This window comes from Robertmurraya dakarensis (assembly GCF_900156875.1).
Classification (GTDB): Bacteria; Bacillota; Bacilli; order Bacillales; family Cytobacillaceae; genus Robertmurraya; species Robertmurraya dakarensis.
In genome coordinates this window covers 1,182,022-1,207,220 of sequence record NZ_LT707409.1, presented here as the reverse complement: position 1 = coordinate 1,207,220, position 25,199 = coordinate 1,182,022, and the positions used below count along the sequence as shown (strand labels likewise).

Genomic DNA, 25,199 nt, shown 5'->3' with positions numbered 1-25,199 from the left:
TTTCATCGCCGTCATGAAGACCGTTTCTCCTTGTTCCAGAAGAGAAAATGGCTTTCATCGCCGTCATGAAAACCGTTTCTCCTTGTTCCGGAAGAGAAGATGGTTTTCATCGCCGTCATGAAGACCGTTTCTCCTTGTTCCGAAAGAGAAAATGGTTTTCATCGCCGTCATGAAGACCGTTTCTCCTTGTTCCGAAAGAGAAAATGGTTTTCATCCCCGGCGTGAAGACCGTTTCTCCTTGTTCCGAAAGAGAAAATGGTTTTCATCCCTGTCATGAAGACCGTTTTCCCTTGTTCGTGAGAGAAAATGGTTTTCATTGCTGTCATGAAGACCGTTTCTCCTTGTTCCGGAAGAGAAGATGGTTTTCATCGCCGTCATGAAGACCGTTTCTCCTTGTTCCAGAAGAGAAAATGGCTTTCATCGCCGTCATGAAAACCGTTTCTCCTTGTTCCGGAAGAGAAGATGGTTTTCATCGCCGTCATGAAGACCGTTTCTCCTTGTTCCGAAAGAGAAAATGGTTTTCATCCCTGTCATGAAGACCGTTTTCCCTTGTTCCGGAAGAGAAAATGGCTTTCATCGCCGTCATGAAGACCGTTTTCCCTTGTTCGTGAGAGAAAATGGTTTTCATTGCTGTCATGAAGACCGTTTCTCCTTGTTCCGGAAGAGAAAATGGTTTTCATCGCCGTCATGAAGACCGTTTCTCCTTGTTCCGGAAGAGAAAATGGTTTTCATCGCCGGCGTGAAGACCGTTTCTCCTTGTTCCGAAAGAGAAAATGGTTTTCATCCCTGTCATGAAGACCGTTTTCCCTTGTTCGTGAGAGAAAATGGTTTTCATTGCTGTCATGAAGACCGTTTCTCCTTGTTCCGGAAGAGAAGATGGTTTTCATCGCCGTCATGAAGACCGTTTCTCCTTGTTCCAGAAGAGAAAATGGCTTTCATCGCCGTCATGAAAACCGTTTCTCCTTGTTCCGGAAGAGAAGATGGTTTTCATCGCCGTCATGAAGACCGTTTCTCCTTGTTCCGAAAGAGAAAATGGTTTTCATCCCTGTCATGAAGACCGTTTTCCCTTGTTCCGGAAGAGAAAATGGCTTTCATCGCCGTCATGAAGACCGTTTTCCCTTGTTCGTGAGAGAAAATGGTTTTCATTGCTGTCATGAAGACCGTTTCTCCTTGTTCCGGAAGAGAAAATGGTTTTCATCGCCGTCATGAAGACCGTTTCTCCTTGTTCCGGAAGAGAAAATGGTTTTCATCGCCGGCGTGAAGACCGTTTCTCCTTGTTCCGAAAGAGAAAATGGTTTTCATCCCTGTCATGAAGACCGTTTTCCCTTGTTCGTGAGAGAAAATGGTTTTCATTGCTGTCATGAAGACCGTTTCTCCTTGTTCCGGAAGAGAAGATGGTTTTCATCGCCGTCATGAAGACCGTTTCTCCTTGTTCCAGAAGAGAAAATGGCTTTCATCGCCGTCATGAAAACCGTTTCTCCTTGTTCCGGAAGAGAAGATGGTTTTCATCGCCGTCATGAAGACCGTTTCTCCTTGTTCCGAAAGAGAAAATGGTTTTCATCCCTGTCATGAAGACCGTTTTCCCTTGTTCCGGAAGAGAAAATGGCTTTCATCGCCGTCATGAAGACCGTTTTCCCTTGTTCGTGAGAGAAAATGGTTTTCATTGCTGTCATGAAGACCGTTTCTCCTTGTTCCGGAAGAGAAAATGGTTTTCATCGCCGTCATGAAGACCGTTTCTCCTTGTTCCGGAAGAGAAAATGGTTTTCATCGCCGGCGTGAAGACCGTTTCTCCTTGTTCCGAAAGAGAAAATGGTTTTCATCCCTGTCATGAAGACCGTTTTCCCTTGTTCGTGAGAGAAAATGGTTTTCATTGCTGTCATGAAGACCGTTTCTCCTTGTTCCGGAAGAGAAGATGGTTTTCATCGCCGTCATGAAGACCGTTTCTCCTTGTTCCAGAAGAGAAAATGGCTTTCATCGCCGTCATGAAAACCGTTTCTCCTTGTTCCGGAAGAGAAGATGGTTTTCATCGCCGTCATGAAGACCGTTTCTCCTTGTTCCGAAAGAGAAAATGGTTTTCATCCCTGTCATGAAGACCGTTTTCCCTTGTTCCGGAAGAGAAAATGGCTTTCATCGCCGTCATGAAGACCGTTTTCCCTTGTTCGTGAGAGAAAATGGTTTTCATTGCTGTCATGAAGACCGTTTCTCCTTGTTCCGGAAGAGAAAATGGTTTTCATCGCCGTCATGAAGACCGTTTCTCCTTGTTCCGGAAGAGAAAATGGTTTTCATCGCCGGCGTGAAGACCGTTTCTCCTTGTTCCGAAAGAGAAAATGGTTTTCATCCCTGTCATGAAGACCGTTTTCCCTTGTTCGTGAGAGAAAATGGTTTTCATTGCTGTCATGAAGACCGTTTCTCCTTGTTCCGGAAGAGAAGATGGTTTTCATCGCCGTCATGAAGACCGTTTCTCCTTGTTCCAGAAGAGAAAATGGCTTTCATCGCCGTCATGAAAACCGTTTCTCCTTGTTCCGGAAGAGAAGATGGTTTTCATCGCCGTCATGAAGACCGTTTCTCCTTGTTCCGAAAGAGAAAATGGTTTTCATCCCTGTCATGAAGACCGTTTTCCCTTGTTCCGGAAGAGAAAATGGCTTTCATCGCCGTCATGAAGACCGTTTTCCCTTGTTCGTGAGAGAAAATGGTTTTCATTGCTGTCATGAAGACCGTTTCTCCTTGTTCCGGAAGAGAAAATGGTTTTCATCGCCGTCATGAAGACCGTTTCTCCTTGTTCCGGAAGAGAAAATGGTTTTCATCGCCGGCGTGAAGACCGTTTCTCCTTGTTCCGAAAGAGAAAATGGTTTTCATCCCTGTCATGAAGACCGTTTTCCCTTGTTCGTGAGAGAAAATGGTTTTCATTGCTGTCATGAAGACCGTTTCTCCTTGTTCCGGAAGAGAAGATGGTTTTCATCGCCGTCATGAAGACCGTTTCTCCTTGTTCCAGAAGAGAAAATGGCTTTCATCGCCGTCATGAAAACCGTTTCTCCTTGTTCCGGAAGAGAAGATGGTTTTCATCGCCGTCATGAAGACCGTTTCTCCTTGTTCCGAAAGAGAAAATGGTTTTCATCCCTGTCATGAAGACCGTTTTCCCTTGTTCCGGAAGAGAAAATGGCTTTCATCGCCGTCATGAAGACCGTTTTCCCTTGTTCGTGAGAGAAAATGGTTTTCATTGCTGTCATGAAGACCGTTTCTCCTTGTTCCGGAAGAGAAAATGGTTTTCATCCCTGTCATGAAGATGCATTCCCGATACTCCAGAAGTGAACCTTAAAATCACTTTGCATCGGACACGATTGTTCCTATTTCATAGTCAAAATCACATCCAATAGTCAATCCTATAACAATCCTTCCGGCTCAAGTGCTTTCTCCGTTTGCGGATTTAATAGCCCTTTTTCGAGAAGTATTTCCTTTATCGGCTTGTTTTGCTCATCCGCTTCCTTACCAATCTGCGCTGCAAGGTCATAGCCGAGAAGCGGACTTAACCCCGTCACTAAAGAAAGGCTCGACTCCATCCAATTTCGGCAGTTTTCTTCATTAACTCCAATCCCATTAATACACTTACTCACCAATGTTTCTAGTGAGTTTGAAAGCAATTCAATCGATTCTAGCAGGGTGTAGGCGATGAACGGCATCATTACGTTGATCTCTAACTGTCCGGCCATGCCAGCTGCAGCCATTGCTGATTCATTCCCGATTACTCGGCAGCACACCATATGCGTCATTTCTAGTATCGCAGGATTCACCTTCCCGGGCATGATCGTTGAGCCTGGCTGAACAGAAGGGAGAGTGATTTCCGATAATCCCGTTCTCGGACCAGAGCTTAATAAGCGCAGATCGCTCGTGATTTTAATTAAATGAATGGCCAAATCCTTTAAGGACGCCATCGTCTGAAACGCTGCATTACGGTTTTGCATGAAACTAAAGAGATTCTTTGGCTGCCGGAAAGGAAGGTTCGTTCGTCTAGCAATTTCAGCAATCACCTTCTCTGAATATTGAGGGTGTGTATTATTAACCGTTCCGATCGCATTTCCACCTAACCCAATCTCATAAAGCAGATCAAGAGAATTTTCGATTTGATGATAAGCGTTCTGAATGGTCCCAGCATAACCAGAGAATTCCTGTCCTAGCCGCATTGGAACCGCATCATGTAAATGAGTCCGGCCGCTTTTTAAAATTGGCATAAATTCCTGAGATTTCTGTTCCAGCGCTTGCTGCAATTTGTTTACCGCAGGAAGGAGACGCTGCACCAAATTTTCTGCCGCAGCCATATTAAGTGCAGATGGAAAGGTGTCATTCGTTGATTGCGACTGGTTCACATGATCATGCGGGTTAATCTTATTAGACTCTATTCGACCCGTCAGGATTTCCGATGCTCGATTTGCAATGATTTCATTGGCGTTCATATTTTGTGAAGTGCCCGCTCCTGCTTGATAGACATCGACAACAAAATGGTCATCCCATTTACCTTGAATAACCTCCTCAGACGCTTGAATAATCGCTTGTCCTATATCTTGTGAAAGTTTTCCTAGCTCCATGTTTATGAGAGCAGCAGAAGACTTAATGATTCCATGCGCTTTAATAAAAGTTCTTGGCAGCACGATTCCACTGATTTGAAAATTTTCAACAGCCCGCTGTGTTTCGGCGCCATAATAGGCGTATCTAGGGATCATTACTTCTCCTAAAGTATCTGTATCTCTACGGTATTGTCCGGAAGATGTCATATTTTTCTCCTTTATAACCCATTGATTAATGATTATATTTATTGTAACCCTTGTTATTTTGGAATATTAAGGATTTTCCTCTCGTAATCTCATCTAGAAAAAAGTAACTATATGCTTTCTCGCAAAATAACATAGATCCATCATTCTAATTTACTAAATAGAGGTTCATGTTTCCTAAACCAAAAGGCACAAAAGACATTATTGCATTCATTACATAACTCCTGTTTGCGGTCAGACCTTGAAATTTAGCAGGGTGTATACTTTGCCAAAGCCTTTAAAAGTATGTTACCTTTTAGTATAAAGAAAAGATCAAAATTAAGGGAGATAACAACAAATGAGTGATAGAGACAATTTGCATAAGGAAGCAATGGACGTCTTAAAGGAGACAAGCCGGACATTTTTTATCCCAATTAATCTTTTGCCAGAAAAGTTAAAAGAGACCGTGGCATCGGCCTATTTATGCATGAGGGCAATTGATGAAATTGAGGACCATCCTCAGCTCCCGTTGAAAACGAAAAATGATTTACTGCTGTCGGTCAGTCAACTTCTGCAAACGGCCTTTCGTGAAGAGGATCTGGAAAAAGTTCTCCTCCCTTATAAAGCACAGCTGCCAGAAGTCTCACTGCGACTCGCTGATTGGATTAAACTATGTCCGACAGACATAACTGATAATGTCCTGCAGGCTACCTCTACGATGGCGGAAGGAATGGCATATTGGGCGGAAAAAGAGTGGAAGATCAAGGATGAGAAGGATCTGGACGATTATACATACTACGTTGCTGGATTAGTGGGAGTAATGCTGACAGACATCTGGAAGTGGTATGATGGTACAGATACAGACAAGAAACTCGCGATTGCATTTGGCCGCGGTCTGCAGTCTGTAAATATCCTGCGTAACTATAAAGAAGATGGGGTACGCGGGGTCAGCTTTTTCCCTGAAGGTTGGACGCTTGAGGATATGTTTCAATACGCAGAGAAGAATCTGGCATTAGCTAAAATTTATCTGAATGATATCACCTCAAATGAAATTCGTACATTTTGCAGCATTCCGCTAGAGCTTGCATTTGCCACTCTCAAAGCGTTAAAAGAAGGAAAAGAGAAGATGTCAAGAGCCTCCGTAACGGAAGTGGTAAATAAAGTAGTCAATTCATAGAGTAGACAAGCTTATGTCAACTCATAATAGAAAAAGAGCCTGATTTTTCCCTTTTTTCAAAAAGAAATAGGGAAGTAATCAGGCTCTTTTTCTACATGCTTTTTGTTGCTGCATGACGACGCTGTTTTCCGACTCCATTCACAACCAGCACTCCAGAGATAGTTATGATTCCTCCAATGAGTGAAAGTGTACTAGGCAGCTCTCGAAGCCAAAGCCATGACACGACAATGGCAATTACCGGTTCAATGTACAAAACACTCGAAATCGAGCTGGCATTTCCTAATGATAGAGCAATAGCCCAGGTGACATAGGCAATCGCTGCTGGAAAAATTCCCACATATAGTGCTGATAAATTTGCTTCCAGGTTAGCGTGTTGGATTGTCTCCAGTGTTCCTGGTGCAAAAAAGAAAAACGGCAGTGTGCCGGCCCAAGTAAAATAAGCCGTTAATTCGATTGGAGAATATCGTTTAAATAAAGGCTTTTGAAAAACAAAAAAGATTGACGTAGCTACAGCAGACATGAGCACGAGCATCGCTCCTTTTGATATGGAAAAGGAAGAATCTGATGTTCCTAATGTGATGATGACAATTCCAATAAATCCAATGAAAAGTCCTGCCCAGCCTTGAAAATCCAGACGTTCTTTTAATACAAGAACTGCAATGATCGCTGTGAAAACGGGCGCTGAACCTATCAGCATTCCGGCCGTACCTGCTGAAATCGTTTGTTCGCCAAACGTAACTCCTATATGATAGACGCTGATTCCGATCCATCCGAGAAGGATGATTTTTAACAGATCCTTTTTTTTCGGCAATTGGAAACGAACACCTGGCAAAAGGGCATATACGATAAATATAGCAGATGCTATTAAATACCGGACGAGTACGAGGTGACCAGGCTCATAACCGCCATGTAGGCTTGCACGAATGGCAGCAAAGGTAGATCCCCATATAATGACGGTGACGAACGCCATTATGTATGCTTTTGACATCGGTTTTCATCTCCTTAACGTATTCAAGACTAACGGTACTACGGAACTAGTGAAAATTCAATGAAATTCCACAAAATCTTCATTTTTAATAGGAGGTGTCTGAACATATTATTAAAGTTAATGGATTTAGGGGTGCGTTATGGGAGAGAACAGGTAGAGGGAGGGCTTGTACCAGAGAATTGAAAAAGGTGTACCCATCAGCAGGGATTTTTAAATCCACTAATGAGCACACCCTATTTGTTTATTTTTTGAAGACATGTTGTCCAATTACAACAGTAGTTTCTCTCGAATCTAACCAGCGGCTTGTTGCAATATCGGGGTTGTAGAAGAATAAGGAATCTTCAGCAATATGATTATGATCTGTTAACGCAGCTTCTACAGCTTCAATGGATTCCGCATCAGCTGGTGTATTAATTTGGTTATTGGAAACCGGCTGGAATTGTCGCGGCTGATAAATGACTCCTTTGATTGTGTCTGGAAATTGTGAGCTCTTGACTCTGTTCAGCACCACACAAGCTACAGCGATTTTTCCTTCTAAAGGTTCTGTCTGCGCTTCAGCTCTTACCAATCTAGCAAGTAAATCTATTTCATTGTTAGTAAAATCTTCGACACCAAACTGATTTTCTGCTTGTGCTGGTTGAGGCTCAACCGTTTCTTCAACTGTTTCTTCAACCGTTTCAGCAGCCTCTTCGACGTTTCTAGATTTAGTATCGACAGCTGGTTCTGCTATGTTATCAGATTCGATGCTGGTATCGGTCTGTTCTGGTCTATCAGATTCATATGCGGCGGTCGTTGTCTCTAAAGTGTTCGTTGTTTCAACAGTAGTTGTCGAAACAGCATCGTCAGTTGCGTCCTCAGCGTTATCTGCCTCCGTAATGCTATTAGAATTTATTTCAAGAGAATTATTTGCCTCAATCATATTTTTCTCAGTTATGGTGCTCATTAGCACATCATTCTTGTCCAACGCGGGACTCGTCGCTAATTTAAGGCTATGATTTGAAATAGAAGCAACATTGCTGCTATCAATTTGAGGGTTGCTTGTCTCGATAGCTTGTATTGCCTTATTTATATGTAAAAATTGGCCGGGGGCAGTCAAGTCGAGATTATGAGTTTCTAATTTGGAGCCTGAGATGGCTTGTGATGTTACCTTTTCTTCTTTAGGATTTTCTGATTTTAAACCTTCTTCAATGTTATAAGCAAAAGCGATTGATCCGAAAATGAACGGTGCTAGTAATGCTAGTGCAGCTAATAGATTTTTCAAGTGGTAGTCCTCCTAGTGAATTTAGTTTTACGATTGTGAATCTCTTATCTAAATCCATTTCTATGAAGAACTTAAATAGAATAGTATTACAGTTTTATTACATAGAGATAACAAATCTAGTAAATTGGAAAGTTTTGTTAATCAAAAAGAGGAACATGACCTGTTAGGGCCTCATAGGATAATGTAATAGCGCGGGGGTGTTCTCATGAAGACATGGGTAAAAGCAGTTATTCTGATCTACCTTTCCCTGTTGTTTTTTGGAAGCTTTTTTGCGGTCGGCGCCTTATGGACAGGAGCTTTAGAGAATTCATTTCCGTTCATTTCGGAGATTGAAATCTTTTTGTATTACTTTTTCGCTGGATCGATCGGGGGATCACTTCGACATTTATATATGTTTTGTTCTCATTATGTAAACGATGAATTAGACAACTATCGTGAATGGATCATGTACATTTTTTATCCGATTTTTGCAACTGGAACAGCGATTGTGGCCGTGACACTTATTCAAAGCGGGATTTTTTTAATTGAATTTACGGATTTTGAGCATACACCATATGGACCGATCAGTCTTGCTTTCTTTGTTGGCTTTGGCTTTAACAGGTTCGTCAATAAACTAAATGCAGTCTCAAAAGATATATTTAAAACCAATCGTAATAAAGAGCAGGGAGAACAAGAGACCAAATAACAAAAGCCGAATTTCCGCGATAATACACGGGCATTCGGCTTTTTTTTTGAAGATTGTTTATTTTAAAAACACCTTGACGGTTGAATCAATGAGTACGTCTATTAACATTGGTTTTTTCTCTTGAAAAGCTCTCTCAAAAACAGGCTGTAGATCTTCGGGCTTTTCAACCCTCACAGCATCGATCCCGAAGCCTTTTGCAACACTGACGAAGTCTACGGCCGGTTCATTTAAGTCCATTCCAGGGAACACTTTGTGCTTTGCAGATTCTCCATTAATATTGAGAATTCCACCTTTTAGAATCATGTAGCTCTGATTATTCATGATGACGAAGACAACTGGCAGCTTGTTTCTAGCAGCGTTCCATAACGATTGAATATAGTAAAGGGAAGACCCATCCCCAATCACATTGACGATTCTTTTGTCTGGCCGTCCCAGCTGCGCGCCGAGGGAAGCTGGCATCCCATATCCAAGACCGCCGCCTTTCAAGGCGATGAGACTGCCTGGCGTATTCAATTCCAAGTAACTATGTGTATACTTCCCAGAAGTAACCGATTCGTCAACAATAATAGCATTACTTGGCAAAGCTTTGTTTAATTCATACATAACCTCAGCAGGGGAAAGAGGAATATTCCCTTTTGTTTCTTCTAATTCCTGTAAACGCAATTGATCTCTTTGTTTTTTCATCTGCAGTGTTTGCTCTTTTAAATTGCTAAAACGAACCCTGTCTTCATGACTTGCGCTGGTCTCGATGAAATCTGTTATTTCTTTAACAGCTATTCGCGGATTCGAGATAATCGGTACATCTACGTACATATTCTTGCCAAGTTCCCATTCACCGCTATCAATCGCGATCACCTTTGTTCCTTGTTGGATGATCGGTCGATCAAAATAGAGGAGAGGTGCCTGACTGCTAACGCCAAAAAACGCAACGACATCAGCTTTCGAAAGGATATCTTCTAAAAACGGGCCGTTCGGTAAGCATCTGCCAGCATATTGCGGGTGACTATAAGGGAAGCTTAGCCGTGAGCATTGATGCTCAATATAGACAGGAGCCCCTGTCAATTCAGCAAGCCGAACCATTTCGTCCATACCCTCACTCGTGGCAATGCGATCCCCTACAATAAAAACAGGATTCTTGGCAGTTTGAATTAAGCTTGACGCCTGTTTAACTGCTTCTAGGTCACCTCGTATGTTTGATGGAACAACCGTTAATGGAAGGGGTTCTGCATCAACCTCTTGCCAAAGTACATCTGATGGAAAGGAAAGGAAAACAGGACCCATTGGCTCGGTCATGGCTACTTTAAAGGCTCGATGTAGAACAGTTGGTAGTTCTTGTGCGTTTTTAACTTCCCAACTCCATTTTGTATAATCCTTTACCATGCTCACCATTTCTCCCCAAAGAGCGGGTTCCTGTATAGCTAATCTAGTATCCTGCTGTCCGGCCGTAACAACAAGTGGGACCCCAGCTCGAAAAGCATCATATACATTGCCCATTCCATGTGCAAGCCCTGGCGCTGCATGGAGGTTAACTACACCAGGCTTACCTGTTGCTTGTGCATAGCCCGCAGCCATCCCTACACAAACATCTTCGTGCAGAGAAACAACAAATTCAATATCCGGGTAGTTTACCAAACCATCAATCAACGGCAATTCAGTTGTCCCAGGGTTTCCAAACAAATACTCTACTTCATACTTTTGAAAAGCTTTCAAGACAAGATCTCTACCAAGCATGTCATCACACACCTTACTATTTTTATAGTTTTATATCATTTCTTCATCCATAAATATACATCATAATTATAATATTATAAATATTCAATCTTATAAAAATAATGTTTAACTTATAGGGGAATTTTAATAGTTCATTTTTGCGGATAATGGGAACGAAGACTCACCATATATTAAAAAATGCCGGATCCTCCTGAGATCCGGCATTTGCTATGGGCAGTTTGCCTAATAACAAACCTTTAAATCAGCTGCTTATCCAAATTTGACTTATGGTGAACAGCCGATTTTTTTCGTATCGAGATAATAACTGTTACAAGGGAAAGCAGTACTAGAAACGCACCAATTGTCGGATTGATCTCCACAGATGCTTGCTCAATGACAACACCGCCGGCTAATGAACCGGCTGCAATACCAAGATGCAGCGAGGAATTGCTCAAACTTTGCTGAATATCAGAAGTTTCAGGTGATGTTTCAATCAGATAACTTTGCATCGCAGGAGAAATAACCCAGCTTAACATACCCCAGATCATTAACACGACTAGAAAAACAAAAAGAATGGAAGTCGAGTACGACATCGTAAAGAGAACAATCCCCAATCCAATAATCGAAATAGAGATCGTTTGTTTGGAACCTAGTTTATCGGACATTGTTCCGCCAATTCCACCGCCTAGTACAGCCGCTAAACCGAATAAAAAGTAGATAACACTAATCCAGGAACCTTGCAGCCCTGTTGTTGCATCAATATATGGTTTTAAATAAGTGTAAAGTACTGAATGTCCGGCCATATAAAGAAAAGTAGTGGCATGTGCAAAAGAGACTTTCTGACTTTTAAGTGTGGCTAGTTGCTTTTTAAGAGGAACAGATGGTTTTGGTGCAACCTTTTCCATAAAGAAATAGACGCCCACAATCGACAGGAGGGTTAAGAACGTAATGAGAACAAATGGAGCTCTCCAGCCAAAAGCATTGCCAAGCATTAATCCAAGCGGCACTCCTAGCACAAGCGACCCGCTGACCCCCATAGAAATAACTCCAATTGCGCGGCCGCGATACTGAGGCTCCACCAAACTAGGAGCCATCACTAAGCATAAAATAATCAGCAACGCGCCGCTTATAGCTGTAATCACACGTCCTGTAAACACGATGCTATAAGTAGGAGCAAAGACAATGACTGCATTCCCGATTAGAAAAATAACTAAAGAAATCAGCGTTAATTTTTTTCGTTCAATATTTGCCGTTAAGATTAATAGAATCGGGGAAGCAATAGCAAAAATAAGAGAAAATATCGTAATTAAGTAGCCTGCCTGGCCCAAGCTTACATTTAAATCTTCCGCAATTAAATCCAGGATTCCACTTATAATTAATTCGACCATTCCAATGACAAAGGAAACGATCATTAAGAAGTAGACTCGTTTATTCATTGAAAACGCCCTTTCTTAAAAAAGCTACGTTTTTAATAGTATACCTGAACAGTACGAATTACAAGGAGTAATCACTGGGAAAGGAAATGAGAGAAGCATTCTATTGGTTAATCTATGAGAATATGAAAAGACAAACTTTATTTTTAAAATCATTAATTTATTGATTAAAGACTGCATAAATATAGGAAATAGAAAAGCTTTTAATAGATTGAAAGCGTTTTATTATTATTTTTATAGATAGGAGAGGATTTCATGAACATTGGTATTTTCCTTATGCCGTCACATCCGCCAGAGAGGAGTCTTTATGACGCTACGCAATGGGATTTAGAAATGATTCAGTATGCAGATGAACTTGGGTACAGTGAAGCTTGGATTGGTGAACATTTTACTTCGCCTTGGGAGCCGATTCCAGCGCCAGATTTACTAATAGCTCAAGCGATTACGATGACCAAGCAGATTAAATTAGCACCAGGTGCGCACCTTTTACCTTATCACCATCCAGTAGAACTCGCCCATCGTGTTGCGTATTTAGATCATCTATCACAGGGCCGGTTAATGCTTGGAATCGGTGCAGGAGGCCTGCCAAGCGATCATCAAACATTTGGTGTTGTTGGGGAGAATCGTAAAATGATGGTCGAAGCAATGGAAATTATGTTAAAGCTCTGGAATGAGAAAGAGCCATTCCAATTTGAAGGTAAATACTGGAACGCAAATAAAATTGAGGGGGACGAGTATTTAAGCTATCATATTTATCCTTATCAACAACCCCATCCTCCGATAAGTGTAACGGGACTGAGTCCGAATTCAGAAACATTAATCACAGCTGGAGAGAAAGGCTTTATTCCAATGAGTCTTGGAGCTAATATCGATTACATTTCAGGACACTGGAAGTCTGTTGAAAAAGGTGCCGAAAAAACGGGTAAAAAACCTAATCGAGCTGATTGGAGAATAACAAGAGATGTCTTTGTAGCGGATACTGATGAAGAAGCGCTAGAGGGATCACTTGGATCAATGATGGGAAGGCAGCATCGTGAGTACTGGATTCCACTATTTACAAAATTGGGGGCAGTCTCTGTATTTAAACATGAAGAAAATGTTGACGATTCGGAAGTCAGTACTGAATACGTTGCCAAACATAATTGGTTTGTTGGTTCTCCAGAAACCGTTGCTAACCGAATTGCCAACCTTTACGAACGAGTAGGGGGCTTTGGCGGTTTACTTGTAACAGGTTACGATTATAGTGAAAATCCGGATGTATGGAAAAAATCAATGAGATTACTAAAAGAAGAAGTCATGCCGCGAGTGGAGCATAAAATTTCCAAGCAGAATTAACATGGAAGGGACTTGGTTTATTAAAAAACCTTGTCCCTTTTATGCGGTTATTCGGCTCTTACTTCGCTTTCAAATTTACCCTTATGGCTTCCATCACAAAAAGGCTTATTGTCAGAAAGACCACATCTGCATAGCGAAAAAGTTTCTTTTGCTTGAATTTTATTTCCTTCACCATCTAGCAATTCAATTTCCCCAGAAACACGTAAAGGCCCATTATCATTCACTTTTATCGTAGCCATATATACCCTCCTTTTTTAACAATGATTTCCAGTAATCGAAATTCTTAAACCATTTTATTGTTTATCAGATGGACAAAACGGGAGTAAGGATAAAACTTCGATAGACAAAGGTAAAAGTCCTTCATTTCACTCATGAAGGACTAAAGACAAATAAAACTAATGCGAAGTGGTCATCATCGCCGTTATGAAAACCAAAAAGCAAGCCAGCACTCAGCAAAACGGTCATCATCGCCGTTATGAAAACCAAAAAGCAAGTCAGCACTCAGCAAAACGGTCATCATCGCGGTTATGAAAACCAAAAAGCAAGCCATCACTCAGCAAAACGGTTCTCATCGCGGTTATGAAAACCAAAAACCCAGCCAGCGCTCAGCAAAACGGTCATCATCGCCGTTATGAAAACCAAAAAGCAAGCCAGCACTCAGCAAAACGGTCATCATCGCCGTTATGAAAACCAAAAAGCAAGTCAGCACTCAGCAAAACGGTCATCATCGCGGTTATGAAAACCAAAAAGCAAGCCATCACTCAGCAAAACGGTTCTCATCGCGGTTATGAAAACCAAAAACCCAGCCAGCGCTCAGCAAAACGGTCATCATCGCCGTTATGAAAACCAAAAAGCAAGCCAGCACTCAGCAAAACGGTCATCATCGCCGTTATGAAAACCAAAAAGCAAGTCAGCACTCAGCAAAACGGTCATCATCGCGGTTATGAAAACCAAAAAGCAAGCCATCACTCAGCAAAACGGTTCTCATCGCGGTTATGAAAACCAAAAACCCAGCCAGCGCTCAGCAAAACGGTCATCATCGCCGTTATGAAAACCAAAAAGCAAGCCAGCACTCAGCAAAACGGTCATCATCGCCGTTATGAAAACCAAAAAGCAAGTCAGCACTCAGCAAAACGGTCATCATCGCGGTTATGAAAACCAAAAAGCAAGCCATCACTCAGCAAAACGGTTCTCATCGCGGTTATGAAAACCAAAAACCCAGCCAGCGCTCAGCAAAACGGTCATCATCGCCGTTATGAAAACCAAAAAGCAAGCCAGCACTCAGCAAAACGGTCATCATCGCCGTTATGAAAACCAAAAAGCAAGTCAGCACTCAGCAAAACGGTCATCATCGCGGTTATGAAAACCAAAAAGCAAGCCATCACTCAGCAAAACGGTTCTCATCGCGGTTATGAAAACCAAAAACCCAGCCAGCGCTCAGCAAAACGGTCATCATCGCCGTTATGAAAACCAAAAAGCAAGCCAGCACTCAGCAAAACGGTCATCATCGCCGTTATGAAAACCAAAAAGCAAGTCAGCACTCAGCAAAACGGTCATCATCGCGGTTATGAAAACCAAAAAGCAAGCCATCACTCAGCAAAACGGTTCTCATCGCGGTTATGAAAACCAAAAACCCAGCCAGCGCTCAGCAAAACGGTCATCATCGCCGTTATGAAAACCAAAAAGCAAGCCAGCACTCAGCAAAACGGTCATCATCGCCGTTATGAAAACCAAAAAGCAAGTCAGCACTCAGCAAAACGGTCATCATCGCGGTTATGAAAACCAAAAAGCAAGCCATCACTCAGCAAAACGGTTCTCATCGCGGTTATGAAAACCAAAAACCCAGCCAGCGCTCAGCAAAACGGTCATCATCGCCGTTATGAAAACCAAAAAGCAAGCCAGCACTCAGCAAAACGGTCATCATCGCCGTTATGAAAACCAAAAAGCAAGTCAGCACTCAGCAAAACGGTCATCATCGCGGTTATGAAAACCAAAAAGCAAGCCATCACTCAGCAAAACGGTTCTCATCGCGGTTATGAAAACCAAAAACCCAGCCAGCGCTCAGCAAAACGGTCATCATCGCCGTTATGAAAACCAAAAAGCAAGCCAGCACTCAGCAAAACGGTCATCATCGCCGTTATGAAAACCAAAAAGCAAGTCAGCACTCAGCAAAACGGTCATCATCGCGGTTATGAAAACCAAAAAGCAAGCCATCACTCAGCAAAACGGTTCTCATCGCGGTTATGAAAACCAAAAACCCAGCCAGCGCTCAGCAAAACGGTCATCATCGCCGTTATGAAAACCAAAAAGCAAGCCAGCACTCAGCAAAACGGTCATCATCGCCGTTATGAAAACCAAAAAGCAAGTCAGCACTCCATGAAACGGTCATCATCGCGGTTATGAAAACCAATAACCCAGCCATCACTCCACGAAACGGTCATCATCGCCGTTATGAAAACCAAAAACCCAGCCAGCACTCCGCGAAACGGTTCTCATCGACCTTATGAAAGCCAAAATATAACTATAACCTTCATAAAGTGGTCTTCATCCGCCTTACTACTGCCGAACAAAGAACCCTAAAGCGTATTTAACCCCATCCTCTACATTATCAGTTTCGTAACCCTGCAATTCTTCATCCGTTATTTCTAACGTTGTTCTTGCTAATGAGTAGCCGCTGTCAAGGTTAATATCGAGTAAGACTTCATGGCCGTTCACTGTTTTCGTAATGTTGATAATATCATAATCCCGTATCGGGACACCCGTTTCATACTCGACAGGCTCTAGATTTGACATAAACTCACCTCCAGTAAAGTGCTTTTTCATAGCTTGTACAATACAATGAAAGATATGTAAGAAGCCCCCACATTTTTAGAGTAGGGGATACAAGGGGCATCGCTATACTTCCTTTAAATCAAACGTAATAACCCGATCCGTGTTTGGATTATAAAGAACAGTTGCTCTCACCTTTATGCTCTCTTGGGGAGATTGCAGCACGAATTCAAAGACTTCTCGAGTTTGATCAGCCAAAACCGCAGTTTTTTCTACTGATTTGTAATCAATTACCTTATAGCTGGGATAGGCGGTCTGTGTGACAGATAATAAGTACTTGCCCCATTTTTCTTGTTCAAGCTCTGGGGAAGGGATAATTTCTACATCAATGACCCCCGTACCTACCGTCGCTCCTAATGCCTCGAATGCCTTTCGGTGGAGATTAAGCCTGTTAGTCGGATAGCCCTTAACTTGATCGACAACAGTTACGATAATTTCTTTTGAACCAGGGGTGGTTAAATTTCTAACTTTGATACTCTGGCCGCACTGAAAAGGTGAATCTGCACCTACAGCTGCTGTCATATATTGATTATCTGACCAAGGAATATTACACTTCGTAACTTGTCCTCCGTCCGTCCATGTAGCTTGCCCTTTCAATGTCTGTTGACGTGTTTGCGGATAATAATATGCATGATAAAATCGATCATAACCATAATAAGGCTGCTGCGAGTAGGAATAGGAATGATATGGATTATAGCCATACTGATAAAGGTTGGCCCAATATGAATAATTCGAATACATCTGTTACCCTCCTATCTGATACCTAAAGCTTCTTGATAACATATGCCCCCGAATGGTTGATCTGTGACAAAAGGCAAACATAAAAAAGAAATTAATATTAAAAAGTCTGTCCCAAATATGTAGGACAGACTTAAACTTTTATTCATGATTTAAATAAATCGTCTCAAGCCCAATAAAGGTTTTCGCAGAGTTAGGCAGTTTCAATTCAGTCAAAGCGATAATAACGTCATGATGAATAATTAAATGCTTGATATTCCCGTAAGATTCCAGTTGGAAAGTGGCTTTCATGGTATCGTAATCATATGCTTGGATCACTGAACGGTTATTTGCTGCATAAAATCCGCCATAAGTAATGTCAAAAGTTATGCTTGAAAATTCTCGGTCGAGCTTGCCCACATAGGTCATGTCGGCAGAAGGTGTTGCACTGGACATAAAAATATGTCCACTTTGGTTAAAGAGATAACGCCCGTCATCGGAAATTTTCAAATCAGGGCTGATCTGATAATCACCATGATAAGGAGAATCTTTCCCGGCTTGCAGCTTCCCATTTTGAATAGGATAACTTTCAATATCACGCGGTGAAAGTGTTGTATCAATTAAATATACTCTATCTTGCGATGGGTGCATTTCGATGTAAGACCTTTCATAAACACCATAAAGGTCGCTAAGGATTTCTCCAGATTTACTGTCAAAGCTTTTAATATTTCCATGTTGACCAGAACCAGGTGTGATGTAAACAACTCCTTGGTCATCTGCTGCAATGTCAAAAGGATCTACTTCAATGTGAACGACGTTTCTTATTTTCATCGTATTAACATCCACCACAGCAAAGGCACCCGTCTGATCTTCATTCCACCAGTATGAACTGTGAGTTCCTTTAAGGAGAGTTACATAAAGATAGCCGTTTGCGTAATCCATACGTTCGGCAGGCAAGGAGAATGGGACCTCCTTTAGTTCATATGTTTGATAATTAAAGGAAACAACTGAATTACTGAATCCGTCTAAGAAATAAAGTATAGGTTCTGTTGGATGAACATCATAATCCATGATATTAATATCCATTAATACTTCAAGCATGGTATCCTTTATTTTAGGATTATCAGGCAAGAAACTTGGTTCCATTAACCGTGCTAAAAATACTGAAAAATGAGCGCGTGTTATCGAGTCATTCGGTCTAAACGAACCGTCTGGATAACCGGTTGTAATATTATTTGCAGCTAGAGAACTAATAAACTCATTTCCCCAAAAATGATCTGATACATCCGTAAAACCATATGGATAGATGCCGTATAATCCATATGCATTGACTAATATCTTTGCCATTTGTCCTCTTGTAAGCGTCCCCCAAGGATCGAATCTTCCGTCATCCTTGCCAGAAATAATCCCTAATTCAACAGCTTTCGCAACGACCTCAAATCCATAGTCTCCGGGTTTCATATCTTTTAAATTAGGATCTGGCGCATTGTCCGTGTTGATGCCCATATCTTTTAATATCATTTGCACGGCTTGTAACCGCTTTATCGGTTGATCTGGCTTAAAGGTTCCATCACTGTAACCTTTTATAATTCCGTTACCGTATAGATAACTAATTTCTTTTTCATATAAACGAACATCTGAAAACGTGGATGCATTTACTGAATGTGATAAGACGGGAGTCATTATCATAGCAAATGTCAAGACGATTAAAAGCTTTATAGTTTTTGGCAACTTCGCCATCCTCTCATGTTTTATCTGTAATAAAAATGTAATAAAGATTCTATTACATTATCATGATTCTCCAAAGGTAGAAAGATGTTTTTTTTAAATGTCGGCGGTAGTTTTAACCAATTAATAAAAGCGTAACTGCAGCTTTAGAAAAGAAAATTATAAAGTCCTTCTTTACTATTTTACAAACCCATGTTATATTTTTAATAATTACATAAGGTTATCAAGAGTGAACGAGAGTACTGGCTCTTTGACTTCACAGCAGCCTGCCATAGCGGTAAGGTGCTACTACCAGCAAAGCATTGCTTTGAATGATAACGAACGAAAAGCGGAGGCTCTTTGTTGCATTCATTTGCAATAAAGGGCCTTTTTTAGTTTTTCTCTTGCTGCCTTATGAAAAAAGTAAGGAGAGATTTGAATATGAACATTAACGCACAAACAAGAGAGGATATCGCCAGAAGTCAGAGTGAACAGCAGTTTCTTATACATGTGGCTGATCAAATACAACGCCAGTTAAAGGAATGGAGTTCAGAATATCGAGTTTATTTAATGAAACTTACAAATTACGAATTGACTATAGGTCATAAAGAACGCTTTTATCAAATCGAAATTAGCGAAGAGGAGCTAAGATTGCTTCAAGGTTGTGATCCGTATGCGCTGGATCGTAAAATTTGGAATACTTTAAGGAGTCAAGGGCTTTCAGTCCAGCAGGGGGTAGGGAATTATATAGATACAGTTTTATAGAAAGATGATCAATTAAGATTAGGATAGACAATTTGTCTATCCTAATAAGAGTTAACCCGCTTCTATTTGTTCATGGAATATTTTTTCAAGGGAGGTAATGACTCCTTTTTCATCCTTAAACATAATATGCTTTGGTTCAAAATGGACAGGTGATTCAATGCCTGCAGCTGCAGCAGCTCGGTAAAGTCCCTTTCGAAGAGTGACGAGATAATTGACTACGCGATATTTCTTTTCGTCGATCACAAGTGCATTCTGCAAGTTAGGGTCAGTTGTTGCAACACCTACAGGACATGCATTAGAGTGACATTTTAATGTTTGAATGCAACCAACGGTAATCATAAATCCCCGAGCAATATTAATAAGATCTGCTCCCATCGCTAAGGCTATAGCAATCCGGTCAGGTGTAAACAATTTACCAGATGCAATAATTTTCACACGATTTCGAACACCATATCTTTGAAGAGTTGAATGAACAATGGGAAGAGCAGACTTAATAGGCAAGCCAACACTGTCGATTAACTCCTGATAAGAAGCTCCGGTGCCTCCTTCACCACCATCGACGGTAATAAAATCAGGACCTTTACCTGTCTCTTTCATGTACTTGGCTAGTTCCTCAACACTGTCTGATCCACCGACAACAATTTTCATCCCAACCGGTTTTCCTGTGTGATTACGGATTTGTTCCACAAACTCACACATTGATGGAACATCACCAAACTGTGTGAAACGATTAGGGCTATCAATCGATTTGTATGGTGTTACCTTACGAATTTCTGCAATCTCTGGAGTAACCTTTTCTGCATCAATATGACCTCCGCGAGTCTTTGCTCCTTGAGCGAGCTTAATTTCAAAAGCTTTTACCTGTGGGATTTCACTTTTTCGTTTAAGTTCATCCCAATCCATGTTGCCGTTCATATCGCGTACACCGAACATCGCTGGTCCAATTTGCACAATAATATCGACATCACCCTTTAAATGGTAAGGGGATAAACCACCTTCTCCAGTGTTCATCCATGTGCCTTTTGCTAATCCGAGGCCTTCCGATAAGGCTGTGATCGCATTTGGGCCAAGAGAACCATAGCTCATTGCAGACATTCCGATTAACCCTTTTAATCTAAAAGGATGCTGCGTGCTTGGACCTATCACAACGGCATCATCGTCATGTAATAAATAGGCGGAGGCTTCTTCATCCTCCCATTTTTCTTTTCTCTGGGAAAAGAGAGGGTCATTTAAAAGAACGTATCTTTTCGTTAAAACCTTTGTCGTTCGATCCATTTTCATTTCATCTGCTAACTTTGGAAACATCTCATTACGAATAAAAAATCCTTTTCCCTCAAAATCACGTTTCGATCCAAACCCTACAACGTCACGTTTGTATTTTGCATTTTTTACTATATGTTCATAGTCATCTCTTGAAAATGGCTTGCCTTCCGTATCACTATTAAACCAATATTGCCGGAATTCCGGTCCAATATTTTCTAGAAAATAGCGTGCTCTGCCGAGGACGGGATAGTTTCGTAAGATCGAATGGCGTTTCTGATTACGGTCAAAGTTGAATAAATAGACAAGTAAGATGAAAAAAACTATTAAGACTAGTATGGTGATAATAGAACCAAAGATGATAAAAAAATCCGCTAGATTCATCGTTAACCTCCCTAATATCAATGCAGGATGTATGAAATTAATCTCCCCAAATTGAACTGTTTTTAAAACACTTATCTCTAATTAGTGAATAGTTCAGTCTGATACTTTCTCGCTTGGGTATTCGGAATAAGATAAGAGAAGGTAACTGTGTTAAAATAATGAAGTAAAAGTTAAAAAAATTTAAAAAAGATTGAAATGTTGGGGAGGAGGACAAACAGCGTAAAATGAGCAGGGGGATAAAATTAAGTGCAGCAGTCATTGTTATATTGGGTGTAATAGGCTATGGGGTTTACTATTTTGGTACAAATATAGCTTCCGAGAAACTCATGGATGCTGTCTCAACGGAATTAGAGGAAAGCGGACAAATACAAGAAGTGAAACAGTATGTAGAGAATGATCCAGAGCTCAAGCAATTTATTGAAGAAGCCGAAACGGCCGATCAGGAACAACTGCCTTTTTCTACAAAAGAAGAAGCAACAAGAGTCATTATTCAAAAAGTAGGGATGTCAGAAATTAAAGACATCGCAACAAGGGCTCAAGAAGGAACAATCTCAAAGGAAGAAATCCTCCAAACGCTCCAAGCTAAGTTGACCGAGGAAGAAATTATGGCTTTGAAAGTAATTGCTTATAAGGAGCTGTATCAGTAAAAAAGTTCATGACAAAAAATCCTCTTAGAGGATTTTTTGTCATTTTTGATTAGTAGATTTTATCTCCGTTGAAAATCGAATTTTTCACAATCACATAATCGACCGTGCGAATTGCCTCCAATTTATTTCCTCCGGCATATGATATCGACGATTGTAGATCTTGTTCCATCTCTGTTAAGGTATCTTGCAGGTTTCCCTTGTGCTCCACATACATCTTCTTGCCTTCTACATTTTTCTTTTCTCCTTTTTGAAATTCTGAGGCAGACCCAAAGTATTCTTTATATGTCTTTCCGTCTTTTTCATAACATTCGCCTGGAGACTCCTCGTGGCCAGCAAACAGCGATCCAATCATGACCATCCTTGCCCCAAATCTAACCGATTTCGCAATATCACCATGTGTTCGAATCCCGCCATCAGCAATAACCGGCTTGCTGGCGGCTTTTGCACACCATCTAAGTGCAGCTAATTGCCAGCCGCCAGTGCCAAAGCCCGTTTTTATTTTTGTAATGCATACCTTTCCTGGACCAATTCCAACTTTGGTTGCATCAGCTCCTGCGTGCTCTAATTCTCTCACCGCTTCTGGAGTACCAACATTTCCAGCAATAACGAAACTTTCAGGAAGATGCTTTTTAATATGTTTAATCATCTTAATGACAGCATCAGAATGCCCATGTGCAATATCAATGGTGATATATTCTGGTGTCAAACCTTCACTTGCTAGATTTTGGATGAATTCATACTCGCCCTCTTTCACACCAACGCTGATTGATGCAAATAAATCTTGTGAGTGCATGTCCTTAATAAAAGAGGTTCTCTTTTCTGGTTCGAAACGATGCATAATGTAAAAATAACCATTTCGTGCAAGGTAAGCAGCAATTTTTTCATCAATAATCGTCTGCATGTTCGCAGGTACAACAGGAAGCTTAAATCTTCTTCCTCCGAACTCAACAGAAGTATCACATTCTGTTCGGCTCGAAACGATACTTTTAGCTGGTATTAATTGTATATCTTCGTAATCAAACACATTATCCATGGCGTTCACCTCTAACCTATGTAAAATAGTTTTTAAGCGTAATGTCTGTTTTATTGTTCCAGAAAAAGCGAAGAGCAAACAAGAAATGCGTTCTTTTTTAAATTAAAAATTGAAATCATAAAGCTCATTTGCGAGGGAAAAGAAATTATGGATTTTGAAAGGATTTTTTTATAACCATGACGAATACGAACGTATAGACAAGAATAAAAGTATATTATGGGCAAAAAGGTGAGGGGAGACATGTTAAAACAGCATCAGGGGAATAGTATACCTTATAATTATAGACTTGCACCGCTTTTAATTCGGGATACTCTGTATGCTCTAATTCCAGATGGCACAGAGCATATTTGTGTAACTGGAATTGGTTCAAATGTAATAAGCGGTGACAGCCTCGGACCTTTTGTAGGTACCTTACTTCGTGATTCTTTTCCAACACATCTAACCGTGTACGGAAATCTTCAAACTCCACTTGATGGAACAACCATAGAAAAGGAAATTTCTCGTTTTAATTTGCCTAGTAATTGCTTTGTCATTGGTATTGATAGTGTACTAGGATCAGAGAGTCTCTTAAATTCAATTGTGATATCAAACAGCGCCTTACATCCAGGAGCAGGTCTTGGGAAGAATCTGCCATGTATTGGTGATTGTAGCGTGATGGGAGTAGTCCTAGAGAAACATACCCCTGATCATACATCACTTCTATATACAGACCTTCATGTCATTTATACGATGGCTGTTAATATTGCAAAAGCCATTTCTCTATTGGTACGGCAGTATTTTCGTTATCCTGCAGACCATCCCATTCTGCAAGTAAGATGATGGGCAATCTTTGTTCATCTATACATATTAAAAAGGAAGAGAGGTTTTTTTATGAGTAATTTACAAGATAAGGTCATCGTCATCACAGGAGCGAGCAGCGGCATAGGTGAAGCTACCGCTATCGCTGCAGCTGCCAAAGGGGCGAAGGTCATCCTATCAGCGAGAAGAGAAGATCGTTTAATCAAGCTAGTGGATGAAATTAAGCAAAATGGCGGTAATGCGGTTTATATGAAAACAGACGTCACATCCAGAGAACAAGTTGAAGAGTTAGCGCAGTATGCTGTGAACACATTCGGCAGTATTGATGTGTGGGTTAATAATGCAGGTATTATGCCGCTTTCCTATGTGAATAAATTGAAAGTTGATGAATGGGATAAGATGGTGGATGTCAATATTAAGGGCGTTCTTTATGGAATTGCCGCGGCTGTGCCGATTATGGAAAAACAAAATAAAGGTCATATTATCAACGTTTCTTCTGTTGCAGGTCATCGCGTCGGAATCGGCGGGGCGGTATACAGTGGAACAAAGTTTGCGGTGCGGGCGATTACAGAAGGACTAAGACAAGAATTATCGCCGACAGCAAATATCCGCGCGACGATCATTTCTCCAGGTGCGGTAGCAACAGAATTGGCGTATACGATTACCGATAAAGATGCATTGAAAGCTTTAAAAGGACGGGTCAGTGGTGATCGATTACAAGGCGCAGATATAGCAAATGCTATTATTTATGCCGTAGAACAACCGGATCATGTAGCTGTTAATGAAATTTTAATTCGTCCAACCACACAGCAATCATAATGAACTAAGCCTGCGGCCATAATAATGGTTACAGGCTTTTTTATGTTGGTATATCAGACATGGAAAAACAATGGACATTGTGGTAAAATCTTCTATTCGATATAATACATTAAGGTAATAGTTTTAAATTTTTAAAGAATGGAGAAGACGGTATATGGAAAAATTGCCAGCTTGCCCAGAATGTAAATCAGAGTATACATATGAAGATCGTGGACTTTTCGTTTGTCCGGAATGTGCTCACGAATGGACTCAAGGAGAGGACCATGCAAATGAAGACGAGAGGGTCATCAAAGATGCGAACGGAAATGTTTTAGAGGACGGCGACACAGTTACAATCATTAAAGATCTTAAGGGTAAAAGGGAGTTCATCAGTTTTAAAAATAGGTACAAAAGTAAAGAATATCCGCTTAGTGGATGGAGACCACGACATAGACTGTAAAATTGACGGATTTGGAGCCATGAAGTTAAAGTCAGAGTTTGTTAAGAAGGTCTAAATATTTAAACAAATAAGGGGGAGGAAAAGAGGGACTTAAGCTCCTCATTTCCTCTTATACGTTACTCTGCATTAATATCACTATTAAATTTCCCGCAGTGCACTCTCTATGTCCTGATAGCCTTGCAAATCCTTCTTATCAGGTTCATCGCTTTCAACGGTCCACTCTGCTTTAGCAGGTGTTAAACCTCCATCATCCCCTTTTCGATACGGACTATGGATATGATAGGTTTTTCCTTCTTTATTAATTGTGTAGCCCATAAAGTATAGGTCATCTTCTCCTTCTTCTTCAAAAATACCGATATCATCAATTCCATATTGATTCATATAGGCGGGAAGAGGCTTCTGTAATTCATTGATAATCTGTTCTCTTGATAAATAGTCCATCCCATTCTCTCCTTTTTTGCAAATTCTAC

At 40.9% G+C, this 25,199-nt stretch carries 32 protein-coding genes, 1 pseudogene and 1 riboswitch; of the genes and pseudogenes, 8 read left to right on the top strand and 25 right to left on the bottom strand.

Annotation, left to right across the window (positions count from 1 at the left end; translation table 11 throughout):
* Positions 1-167: 167 nt before the first annotated feature.
* The 13 genes from CZ487_RS26725 to CZ487_RS14760 form a co-directional block, all read right to left on the bottom strand.
* The gene (locus CZ487_RS26725) at positions 168-326 is read right to left on the bottom strand and encodes a hypothetical protein (protein WP_154676042.1); all 159 of its coding nucleotides are present in this window, start codon (positions 324-326) and stop codon (positions 168-170) included.
* 152 nt (positions 327-478) lie between these two features.
* On the bottom strand, positions 479-637 hold the full coding sequence (locus tag CZ487_RS26720) for a hypothetical protein (RefSeq protein WP_154676041.1): 159 nt from the start codon (positions 635-637) through the stop codon (positions 479-481).
* A 48-nt stretch (positions 638-685) separates the two neighbouring features.
* Complete coding sequence (locus tag CZ487_RS26715) at positions 686-844, bottom strand: hypothetical protein (protein ID WP_154676042.1); 159 nt, start codon at positions 842-844, stop codon at positions 686-688.
* Between the two features lie 152 nt (positions 845-996).
* Positions 997-1,155, bottom strand: coding sequence for a hypothetical protein (locus CZ487_RS26710; RefSeq protein ID WP_154676041.1), 159 nt, complete (start codon positions 1,153-1,155; stop codon positions 997-999).
* Positions 1,156-1,203: 48 nt separating this feature from the next.
* The gene (locus CZ487_RS26705) at positions 1,204-1,362 is read right to left on the bottom strand and encodes a hypothetical protein (RefSeq protein ID WP_154676042.1); all 159 of its coding nucleotides are present in this window, start codon (positions 1,360-1,362) and stop codon (positions 1,204-1,206) included.
* Positions 1,363-1,514: 152 nt separating this feature from the next.
* A complete protein-coding gene (locus tag CZ487_RS26700; RefSeq protein ID WP_154676041.1) occupies positions 1,515-1,673 on the bottom strand; it encodes a hypothetical protein in 159 nt (52 codons plus the stop codon).
* A 48-nt stretch (positions 1,674-1,721) separates the two neighbouring features.
* On the bottom strand, positions 1,722-1,880 hold the full coding sequence (locus CZ487_RS26695; RefSeq protein WP_154676042.1) for a hypothetical protein: 159 nt from the start codon (positions 1,878-1,880) through the stop codon (positions 1,722-1,724).
* 152 nt (positions 1,881-2,032) lie between these two features.
* Entirely contained in the window at positions 2,033-2,191 is a 159-nt protein-coding gene (locus CZ487_RS26690) for a hypothetical protein (RefSeq protein ID WP_154676041.1), read from the bottom strand.
* 48 nt (positions 2,192-2,239) lie between these two features.
* Entirely contained in the window at positions 2,240-2,398 is a 159-nt protein-coding gene (locus tag CZ487_RS26685) for a hypothetical protein (RefSeq protein WP_154676042.1), read from the bottom strand.
* A gap of 152 nt (positions 2,399-2,550) precedes the next feature.
* Entirely contained in the window at positions 2,551-2,709 is a 159-nt protein-coding gene (locus CZ487_RS26680; protein ID WP_154676041.1) for a hypothetical protein, read from the bottom strand.
* A 48-nt stretch (positions 2,710-2,757) separates the two neighbouring features.
* Positions 2,758-2,916, bottom strand: coding sequence for a hypothetical protein (locus CZ487_RS26675; protein WP_154676042.1), 159 nt, complete (start codon positions 2,914-2,916; stop codon positions 2,758-2,760).
* A 152-nt stretch (positions 2,917-3,068) separates the two neighbouring features.
* Positions 3,069-3,227: a hypothetical protein gene (locus CZ487_RS26670; RefSeq protein ID WP_154676041.1), complete on the bottom strand. Its 159-nt coding sequence runs from the start codon at positions 3,225-3,227 to the stop codon at positions 3,069-3,071.
* A 153-nt stretch (positions 3,228-3,380) separates the two neighbouring features.
* Positions 3,381-4,766 carry a class II fumarate hydratase gene (locus CZ487_RS14760; RefSeq protein WP_077213059.1) on the bottom strand — a complete coding sequence of 462 codons (1,386 nt, stop codon included), beginning with the start codon at positions 4,764-4,766 and terminating at the stop codon, positions 3,381-3,383.
* Between the two features lie 334 nt (positions 4,767-5,100).
* Here CZ487_RS14760 and CZ487_RS14755 point away from each other — a divergent pair, with 334 nt between their 5' ends.
* A complete protein-coding gene (locus CZ487_RS14755; protein WP_077213058.1) occupies positions 5,101-5,919 on the top strand; it encodes a squalene/phytoene synthase family protein in 819 nt (272 codons plus the stop codon).
* Positions 5,920-6,010: 91 nt separating this feature from the next.
* On the opposite strand, the gene CZ487_RS14750 is transcribed toward CZ487_RS14755, so the two are convergent.
* Together CZ487_RS14750 and CZ487_RS26195 are read right to left on the bottom strand one after the other, a co-directional pair.
* The gene (locus tag CZ487_RS14750) at positions 6,011-6,907 is read right to left on the bottom strand and encodes a DMT family transporter (protein ID WP_077213057.1); all 897 of its coding nucleotides are present in this window, start codon (positions 6,905-6,907) and stop codon (positions 6,011-6,013) included.
* A 241-nt stretch (positions 6,908-7,148) separates the two neighbouring features.
* Positions 7,149-8,168 (bottom strand): cell wall hydrolase, encoded by a 1,020-nt coding sequence (locus tag CZ487_RS26195; protein ID WP_237562891.1) that lies wholly within the window; start codon positions 8,166-8,168, stop codon positions 7,149-7,151.
* Positions 8,169-8,373: 205 nt separating this feature from the next.
* Between CZ487_RS26195 and CZ487_RS14740 the strand changes: the two genes are divergently transcribed.
* Positions 8,374-8,853: a hypothetical protein gene (locus CZ487_RS14740; RefSeq protein ID WP_077213056.1), complete on the top strand. Its 480-nt coding sequence runs from the start codon at positions 8,374-8,376 to the stop codon at positions 8,851-8,853.
* Between the two features lie 57 nt (positions 8,854-8,910).
* Here the strand turns inward: CZ487_RS14740 and CZ487_RS14735 are convergent, their stop codons facing one another.
* Positions 8,911-10,584: a thiamine pyrophosphate-binding protein gene (locus tag CZ487_RS14735; protein ID WP_077213055.1), complete on the bottom strand. Its 1,674-nt coding sequence runs from the start codon at positions 10,582-10,584 to the stop codon at positions 8,911-8,913.
* A 236-nt stretch (positions 10,585-10,820) separates the two neighbouring features.
* Positions 10,821-11,999 (bottom strand): MFS transporter, encoded by a 1,179-nt coding sequence (locus tag CZ487_RS14730; RefSeq protein ID WP_077213054.1) that lies wholly within the window; start codon positions 11,997-11,999, stop codon positions 10,821-10,823.
* Positions 12,000-12,251: 252 nt separating this feature from the next.
* On the opposite strand from CZ487_RS14730, the gene CZ487_RS14725 reads away from it, so the two are divergent.
* Positions 12,252-13,331, top strand: coding sequence for an LLM class flavin-dependent oxidoreductase (locus tag CZ487_RS14725; RefSeq protein ID WP_077213053.1), 1,080 nt, complete (start codon positions 12,252-12,254; stop codon positions 13,329-13,331).
* Positions 13,332-13,378: 47 nt separating this feature from the next.
* Here CZ487_RS14725 and CZ487_RS14720 read toward each other — a convergent pair whose 3' ends face one another.
* The 5 genes from CZ487_RS14720 to CZ487_RS14705 all read right to left on the bottom strand — a co-directional run bounded on the left by CZ487_RS14720 (position 13,379) and on the right by CZ487_RS14705 (position 18,608).
* Positions 13,379-13,570 (bottom strand): CDGSH iron-sulfur domain-containing protein, encoded by a 192-nt coding sequence (locus CZ487_RS14720; protein ID WP_077213052.1) that lies wholly within the window; start codon positions 13,568-13,570, stop codon positions 13,379-13,381.
* Positions 13,571-15,624: 2,054 nt separating this feature from the next.
* Positions 15,625-15,753, bottom strand: a complete 129-nt coding sequence (locus tag CZ487_RS27725) for a hypothetical protein (RefSeq protein WP_272914201.1) — start codon at positions 15,751-15,753, stop codon at positions 15,625-15,627.
* Between the two features lie 134 nt (positions 15,754-15,887).
* On the bottom strand, positions 15,888-16,124 hold the full coding sequence (locus CZ487_RS14715) for a hypothetical protein (RefSeq protein ID WP_077213051.1): 237 nt from the start codon (positions 16,122-16,124) through the stop codon (positions 15,888-15,890).
* A gap of 102 nt (positions 16,125-16,226) precedes the next feature.
* The gene (locus CZ487_RS14710) at positions 16,227-16,901 is read right to left on the bottom strand and encodes a DUF3889 domain-containing protein (protein WP_077213050.1); all 675 of its coding nucleotides are present in this window, start codon (positions 16,899-16,901) and stop codon (positions 16,227-16,229) included.
* Between the two features lie 138 nt (positions 16,902-17,039).
* Positions 17,040-18,608: an S-layer homology domain-containing protein gene (locus CZ487_RS14705; protein ID WP_077213049.1), complete on the bottom strand. Its 1,569-nt coding sequence runs from the start codon at positions 18,606-18,608 to the stop codon at positions 17,040-17,042.
* A gap of 214 nt (positions 18,609-18,822) precedes the next feature.
* Positions 18,823-18,926, top strand: a riboswitch (SAM riboswitch).
* 99 nt (positions 18,927-19,025) lie between these two features.
* Between CZ487_RS14705 and CZ487_RS14700 the strand changes: the two genes are divergently transcribed.
* The gene (locus CZ487_RS14700) at positions 19,026-19,349 is read left to right on the top strand and encodes a hypothetical protein (RefSeq protein WP_077213048.1); all 324 of its coding nucleotides are present in this window, start codon (positions 19,026-19,028) and stop codon (positions 19,347-19,349) included.
* A 51-nt stretch (positions 19,350-19,400) separates the two neighbouring features.
* On the opposite strand, the gene CZ487_RS14695 is transcribed toward CZ487_RS14700, so the two are convergent.
* The gene (locus CZ487_RS14695) at positions 19,401-20,993 is read right to left on the bottom strand and encodes an FMN-binding glutamate synthase family protein (RefSeq protein ID WP_077213047.1); all 1,593 of its coding nucleotides are present in this window, start codon (positions 20,991-20,993) and stop codon (positions 19,401-19,403) included.
* 224 nt (positions 20,994-21,217) lie between these two features.
* Here CZ487_RS14695 and CZ487_RS14690 point away from each other — a divergent pair, with 224 nt between their 5' ends.
* Positions 21,218-21,640, top strand: coding sequence for a hypothetical protein (locus CZ487_RS14690; RefSeq protein ID WP_077213046.1), 423 nt, complete (start codon positions 21,218-21,220; stop codon positions 21,638-21,640).
* A gap of 49 nt (positions 21,641-21,689) precedes the next feature.
* Here the strand turns inward: CZ487_RS14690 and guaC are convergent, their stop codons facing one another.
* The gene (gene guaC / locus CZ487_RS14685; protein ID WP_077213045.1) at positions 21,690-22,673 is read right to left on the bottom strand and encodes a GMP reductase; all 984 of its coding nucleotides are present in this window, start codon (positions 22,671-22,673) and stop codon (positions 21,690-21,692) included.
* Between the two features lie 240 nt (positions 22,674-22,913).
* Here guaC and yyaC point away from each other — a divergent pair, with 240 nt between their 5' ends.
* The 3 genes and pseudogenes from yyaC (at position 22,914) to CZ487_RS14670 (ending at position 24,784) form a co-directional block, all read left to right on the top strand.
* The gene (gene yyaC, locus CZ487_RS14680; protein WP_077213044.1) at positions 22,914-23,492 is read left to right on the top strand and encodes a spore protease YyaC; all 579 of its coding nucleotides are present in this window, start codon (positions 22,914-22,916) and stop codon (positions 23,490-23,492) included.
* A 51-nt stretch (positions 23,493-23,543) separates the two neighbouring features.
* Positions 23,544-24,290 (top strand): SDR family oxidoreductase, encoded by a 747-nt coding sequence (locus tag CZ487_RS14675; RefSeq protein WP_077213043.1) that lies wholly within the window; start codon positions 23,544-23,546, stop codon positions 24,288-24,290.
* Between the two features lie 154 nt (positions 24,291-24,444).
* Positions 24,445-24,784: pseudogene (locus tag CZ487_RS14670) on the top strand (zinc ribbon domain-containing protein YjdM).
* 83 nt (positions 24,785-24,867) lie between these two features.
* Here the strand turns inward: CZ487_RS14670 and CZ487_RS14665 are convergent.
* A complete protein-coding gene (locus CZ487_RS14665; RefSeq protein WP_077213042.1) occupies positions 24,868-25,170 on the bottom strand; it encodes a DUF5634 family protein in 303 nt (100 codons plus the stop codon).
* Positions 25,171-25,199 lie beyond the last annotated feature (29 nt).